The sequence below is a fragment of the Burkholderia sp. S171 genome, assembly GCF_009766085.1.
In the GTDB taxonomy this organism is placed as follows: Bacteria; Pseudomonadota; Gammaproteobacteria; order Burkholderiales; family Burkholderiaceae; genus Caballeronia.
The window spans coordinates 275083-281330 of record NZ_LMUF01000047.1 but is presented as its reverse complement, the minus strand read 5'-3'; the positions used below and the strand labels follow the sequence as shown (position 1 = coordinate 281330).

Here is a 6248-nt window from a genome sequence, read left to right as displayed (position 1 = left end):
ATGGCAGTTCTCCTAAGGGTTAAGCCAGGTGGCTTTAGAGGTTGGTGAGCATCATGTCTGCTCGCTGGACACTAATGCATAGCCCATGCCAGGCGTGCCCGATGAAACGGCTCAAGGCGTTCGGAGCGTTATTGGGAAAGGGTTTTCGCGATTGATGCATGTCGGCGGAAGGTGTTCTTCCGCCAGTCGCACAAGACCCGCATGGTGGGCGAAAACCAACGCTTATTCGATGAACTGTTGGTTTGCGCAAGACACACGCTGCGCATGAAACCGGCCCGATCATTTAACGTAGATCGTGATCTTCTTCGAATAGACCGGAGGGTTGTGCGGGACGTGCATGTAGTCGCCCATCAGCAATTGCAGCGTGTGCTTGCCGGGGGGCAAGTCGAGTGTGGTCTCCGTTTCGCCCGCGCCGAAATGCAGGTGCTGGCGGTCGGAGGGAATCTCCTCGTCGAAGGACGAAGGGAGATCAGTGTCAATCAACAGATGATGGTGGCCCGTATTCGGATACTTCACGCCTCGTGGGGCGACGCCCATGTAACGCAACCCGAACCACACGCGAAATGGCTTGCCGGCAGGGAGCGTCTGGCCATTGTTCGGATAGCCGATATACGCGTATGCATTAGCCGGCGCAGGCGTGGGGCCAGCCAGCGCGGAACCGGATAAGGACACGGATAACAGCGAGACCGCGATCGCCGCCGTAGCGCAAAATTTCTTCATGGCCCACGCCCTCCCCTTGGTCTGCAGCCCGCCTGAATATCCACTGCGACACATACGTCATCGCACGGTGATCGTGATCTTCTTCGAATAGATCGGGGGATCGTGCGGCACGTGGTTGTAGTCCCCCATGAGCAACTGCAGCGTGTGTTTTCCGGGGGGCAACTCGACTCGCGCATCGGTTTCACCTGCGCCGAAATGCAAATGCTGGCGGTCCGAGGGGATTGCTTCATCGAATGGAGGCAACTCCGTATCAATGAGCAGGTGATGGTGTCCTACATTGGGCATATTGACGCCCTTCGGACACACACCCATGTTGCGCAGGCCCATGCGCACCCAGAGTTTTCCGCCTGTGATCACCGCACCGTCGGGCGGCCAGATGATGAATGCCTCCGCGCCGGGGGGAGACGGGGTGCGCGACGCCGGGAACGAACGCGACGGCATGAGCACTGTCATGAAAGCGAACACGCCGAGGACGGTTCTTCTTAGCATTTTCGTATTCTCCCCAACCTTATGCACGGTTTTCTCCTTGTTAGCTTAGGACGGAATCCGTTAAAAAGACATGCTTTGAAGCTGCGCTATTCGACCGTTGTCCCGGCGTGGTTCGAACAACTATTCATTCCGTATTGTCTGAATAATTAGGTATCCGTCTTGTATCGAAAGACGGGTTCGTCATAAAAGGCCAATCCCCGGGCTATTCACGACACGTTGGGTCGTTACGCCGTCCTGACCACGTTGATATGAAGTAGTTGCGTGCTATGGTTGGTCGTGATGCTCGCCCATCGGACGATCGGATTCCGCGTGAATGCTTGTCGCGTTCCCGCGGATCATGCAGTTCTGGCGCGGCTCCTTGAAGGTGCCGTCGAATACCGGCACGGGGTGTGATCATGTGGCGAAGACTCATACGAAGACTCATACGAAAACTCATACGAAGGCTCATGTGGAGAAAACTGTGGTTCGCGGTCCTGCTGGGAGCGGTCGCATTCGGCTGCGCGGCTGCCGAGCCGAATGGTGATACGCACTCGCGCCGCCTTGCACTGGTCATCGGCAATGCGAGCTATGAGGATCATCCGCTCGCCAATGCCACGCGCGACGCAACGGCAACCAGCGAGATGCTGAGCCGGCTCGGCTTCGAGGTCATGACGTACTCGAACCTGGATCGGGCGCGCATGAACGGAGCAGTTCAAGAATTCAACAAGCGCCTGGCTGCTGGCGGCGTCGGGTTGGTCTATTTCGCCGGGCATGCGATCCAGGTCGGCAAGTCAACGCTGCTGCTGCCGGTCGACGCGCAGGGATCGCCCGAGGATCCGCTCGCTAAGGGCATCGACTTGAACAGCATTCTTGCAGGCATGTCGGCGCCGCGCAGCGATCAACTCAATCTGGTCGTGCTCGATACCTGTCTGAACAATCCATACGACCCGGCCAACGTCCGCGTCGTGCCGCCGCCCTCGCGGACGATCGTCGCGTACGCGACCACTCCTGGTACATACGCGGCCGACGGCACGCGGCATGGCACGTACACCGCGGCGTTGTTGCGCGCGATCAGCCAGCCGGGGCGAAGTGTTGAAGACGTGCTGCACGATGTCGCGCGATCCGTGAGCCTCGCAACAGGAGGAAAGCAGGTACCGTGGATAGCGGAAGGACCGGCCGCGGCGGAAGACAAGTTCCAGTTTGCACCGCAAACGAGCGACATCAATAGCAACATCGGCCGACGCACAATGGCCAGCGAAGCGGTCATCGCGTTTCAAAGCCGGGGGATTCTTCCCAAGGATAGCAACGAACAATACGAACTCACCTTCTGGGAGTCGATCAAGGACAGTACCTATCCAAGCGACTACGAGGCGTATTTGAAGGCCTATCCTAACGGGCGCTTTGCCACGCTCGCTCATGCACGTATCGACCGGCTACGCGCTTCTGCCGCCGCTCCGAAGGCTCAATCGCAAGCGCAGGTGCAAGCCGATCATGCGCACGCGGCGACGCCACCTGCATCCGTTCCACCGGCTCCTTCTGCACCGGCCCCTGCGGAGAAATGGGTGGCCACTTCCGCCCCACCGCCCACGCCTGCTCCCAAGCCCGCCGTCAAGACGGCCGTCTCCACCGCAGGCGAGATCAAGGACTGCGCCGCCTGTCCGGCGCTGGTCGCGCTACCGGGCGGTACGTTCGAGATGGGCAGCAATTCCGACGATCCCGCCGAACGTCCGGTGCACCGGGTCAGCGTTGGCCAGCCGTTCGCCATCGGCAAATACGAAGTGACCGTCGAGCAGTGGAACGCGTGTGCGGATGCAACCGGGTGCCCGCGCATCGATATCGAAGGCAATCCCGCGAAGTCCACGCCCGTGCACAACCTAAGCTGGGACGACGCACAGGTCTACGTTAAATGGCTCAGCAAAACGACCGGCAAGACGTATCGGCTGCCGACTGAAGCCGAGTGGGAATATGCCGCGCGAGGTGGCACCACCACGACCTACTGGTGGGGTAACGAGATGCGCAAGGGTTATGCCGACTGCAAGGACTGCGGCGATCCGTGGCGTAAGGATGGTCCGGTGAACGTGGGCTCGTTCTTGCCCAACCCCTTCGGACTTTTCGACATGAACGGCAGCGTGTGGGAATGGGTCGGCGACTGCTGGCACAGCTCGTATAAGGGCGCGCCGGCGGATGGCCGCGTGTGGGACGAGGCGGGTTGCCCGATGCGTGTCATCCGCGGCGGCTCATGGCCCGACGGCGGCGCCTACATGCAGTCGTCCACGCGGTTCAAATACAGCTCCAGCGTACGGCAATCGCAGAATGGCATGCGCGTGGCGCGCGACATGAAATAACTGCGCCTTGTAGCGGGCGTTATTGTTTGCGTGGATGCGTGTCGATCTGAACGAGATCGGCGGCAATCTTGTCGCGCCCGAATTTGCGCGCGAGTTCGCCTAACCGCTTTTCCACGGCGCGCAAATAGTCTGCTCGCGATTCGCTATCGGGCCTGACCGCATCGAACAGGGCTGCGGGCGTTACGAGCAGCACGATCATCTCCGAGCCGAATGGCTTCGATACGATCCAGTCGCCACCGCTGCCAATAGTCGCGGCGTAGTTCGGCGGCGCCTGGTTATCCTTCGAACGTGCATTCGGCAGCAGGTGGACTACGCTGCCATCGAGTTGGTAATAGTCGATATTGACCCACGAATCGTAGGGTGGCGTGGTGACTTGAACGACCAGCGGCTGACCTTCGGTCAACTGCGTAGTGTGATCCCGGGTTTGAATCGATGCCGGCCGCCCAGACGTCAAGTAAGGCGCGATCAGCTTGAGGATGTCGCATTTGTCGTTGTCGACTTCCTTGACCTGCACGCTCGGATTGGCGACGCCTGGTATGGCGTTCAGCGTACTGCGCAACTTCTGTGTGCCATAGCTTCGACCGAGATAGCCGGTCACGCTAAGTGCCTGGTCTTGCACCGACGCCACCAGTGCCGAACACGGCACACTCGCGAGGACAGGGGTGACTGTCTCGAGCGACAGCGCGGGAACAACCGGCATGGCCGGCGCCTCGGCGACTTTCTCGGGTACGGCAGCGACTTTCTCGGGTGGCACGGAGCGATGCGACGACGCGTAGAAATAGCCGCCCGCCGCCACCACCGCGAGTGCGCCCGCCGAGACGGCGGCCTTGACTGCGGTGCCCGATATACCGCTACGCTTTTGGGTATCGCCGAATTCCCGCATAAATTGCGTGACCGTTGGCATGCGCGCTTCACGCTCGAATGCAAGCGACGTCCTGAGTGCCCGCCATTGCCGCGTCCCCAAGCCATCGGGACGTTGCGGCTTCAGGCCCGAGCCGCGTGCCTGGGTTGCAGGTACACGGTCGAACGGATGCCGACCTGTCAGTAACTCGTACGTGGTGCAGCCGAGTGCATAGATGTCGTCGCGGGGATCGGGCTCGCGATGCTCCAGCATCTCCGGACTCGCATACGCGGGCGTCAGCGCGCCGAGACTACCGGGGTCGAAGATAGTGGCGTCGGTCTCTTCTTCGGGCCGCTGGAACACGCGGGCGATACCAAAGTCGATGACCTTCACCTCAGCGGTGTCGGTCAGGAACACGTTGGCGGGTTTGAAATCGCAATGCACGAAACCACGCTCGTGCGCGTAGGCCAGTGCGTTCGCCATCCCTTTGAAGATCGGCAAGGCCTCCGCATACGGCATGCCCTTGAACTCCGGAGCCCGCAAGATCCGGCTCAGCGGCTGACCGGACAAATACTCCATGGTCAGGTAAACCACCGGGCCGTCGCGATCAAAGTCGTACACCGTGACAATGTTCCGATGCCCCAGCGCCTGCGCCTTCTTGGCTTCGCGCTGTAGCGCAATGAGCGATTTCGGATTGCCCCGAAACTGCAGATTCAGCACCTTGATCGCAATGTACGGACGGCGATCGGATGCTTCGAGCTTGCGCAAATCGAGCGCCTTGTAGACGGTTCCCATTCCGCCCACACCCAGACACTCCTCTAGCACGAAGCGCCCGTTGAGGGTGTCGCCGACTTCCTTGACCTGATCCGTCTCCGACATCACGAAATCGCGTGCAGGCGCTGCGGGCTGCGAACTCCGTTGTTGCAACACGCCTGGCGAAGTCTGCAGGCGAGTCTCATCGGAATTCGCGCCATGGCTTGCCAGCGACGCCTGCTCGATCCGCCGATGCACAGCCGCATAAAGATCAGCTGGCAGCGGCGTCCTGGCTTGTTCTTCGCGGAGTATTTCGAGCAGGCGCCCGGTCGAGGTCTCGTCGACTGACAAGGCCCCGTCGACGAGTACTAAAAACTCGTCACGTGATGCCCCGCTGCTTTGGAAGGTTCGGATAGCTTGCGCAAGAGTGGTCATCTCTACGGCTCGTACGCGGCTCCATGGTGAACATATTGTCTGTAGTTACCCGCAATCGCAGTGATTCGATACTAGGTGACAGCCCTGCCTTTCGCAATATGGTTTCGCTGCAGATGTTCGATCGGGCACATGTTGCTGCGGGCCCAACAGATCGGGTTGCGGCTGTTGGCCGGAAGCCGTCACGCGCCATGAACGGAAACGCAAACGCGCGCATGGTGCTCGGCGCTGCAATATCACCGAGCCTTATTCCGTGGGCCTTTACAGATTATTTAATCGGGTGTCAGCGCTTCTGGCACAGGCCATGCATTAGTGTCCAGCGAGCAGACATGATGCTCACCAACCTCTAAAGCCACCTGGCTTAACCCTTAGGAGAACTGCCATGAAATCACTCACCATCAAAGACCTGTCCATCACCGAAGAACTCGACAGCCGCGCCATGTCGGCCGTACGCGGTGGCAACCTGCCTGGCTACTGGCCCGGCGTCAACGTGTCCTCGTACGAAGCTTCGTTCGATGCCACTCAATTGATCAGCCAGTCGCAGAACACGATGAACAACAACGGCAACAACGTGGCGTTCGCGAGCGGCATTCACTCGACGGTCGACCCGAAGCAGACGGCCAGCAACAAGAACACCATCAACTTCTGAAGCTGCGCGCCAGCCCGGAGGCCTCGCGGTCTCCAGGTTG

Annotated in this window: 5 protein-coding genes; 2 read left to right on the top strand and 3 right to left on the bottom strand. The window is 60.1% G+C overall.

Features of this window, described 5'->3' with window-relative positions; translation table 11 throughout:
• Positions 1-279 precede the first annotated feature (279 nt).
• Both GSQ93_RS26560 and GSQ93_RS26555 read right to left on the bottom strand, forming a co-directional pair.
• On the bottom strand, positions 280-720 hold the full coding sequence (locus tag GSQ93_RS26560; protein ID WP_158938603.1) for a DUF4399 domain-containing protein: 441 nt from the start codon (positions 718-720) through the stop codon (positions 280-282).
• A 57-nt stretch (positions 721-777) separates the two neighbouring features.
• Complete coding sequence (locus tag GSQ93_RS26555; RefSeq protein ID WP_254074083.1) at positions 778-1173, bottom strand: DUF4399 domain-containing protein; 396 nt, start codon at positions 1171-1173, stop codon at positions 778-780.
• A gap of 482 nt (positions 1174-1655) precedes the next feature.
• Between GSQ93_RS26555 and GSQ93_RS26550 the strand changes: the two genes are divergently transcribed.
• Positions 1656-3533 carry an SUMF1/EgtB/PvdO family nonheme iron enzyme gene (locus GSQ93_RS26550; protein ID WP_158938601.1) on the top strand — a complete coding sequence of 626 codons (1878 nt, stop codon included), beginning with the start codon at positions 1656-1658 and terminating at the stop codon, positions 3531-3533.
• A gap of 19 nt (positions 3534-3552) precedes the next feature.
• Here the strand turns inward: GSQ93_RS26550 and GSQ93_RS26545 are convergent, their stop codons facing one another.
• Positions 3553-5562 (bottom strand): serine/threonine protein kinase, encoded by a 2010-nt coding sequence (locus tag GSQ93_RS26545; RefSeq protein WP_158938600.1) that lies wholly within the window; start codon positions 5560-5562, stop codon positions 3553-3555.
• Between the two features lie 379 nt (positions 5563-5941).
• Between GSQ93_RS26545 and GSQ93_RS26540 the strand changes: the two genes are divergently transcribed.
• Entirely contained in the window at positions 5942-6208 is a 267-nt protein-coding gene (locus GSQ93_RS26540) for a hypothetical protein (protein ID WP_158938599.1), read from the top strand.
• Positions 6209-6248 lie beyond the last annotated feature (40 nt).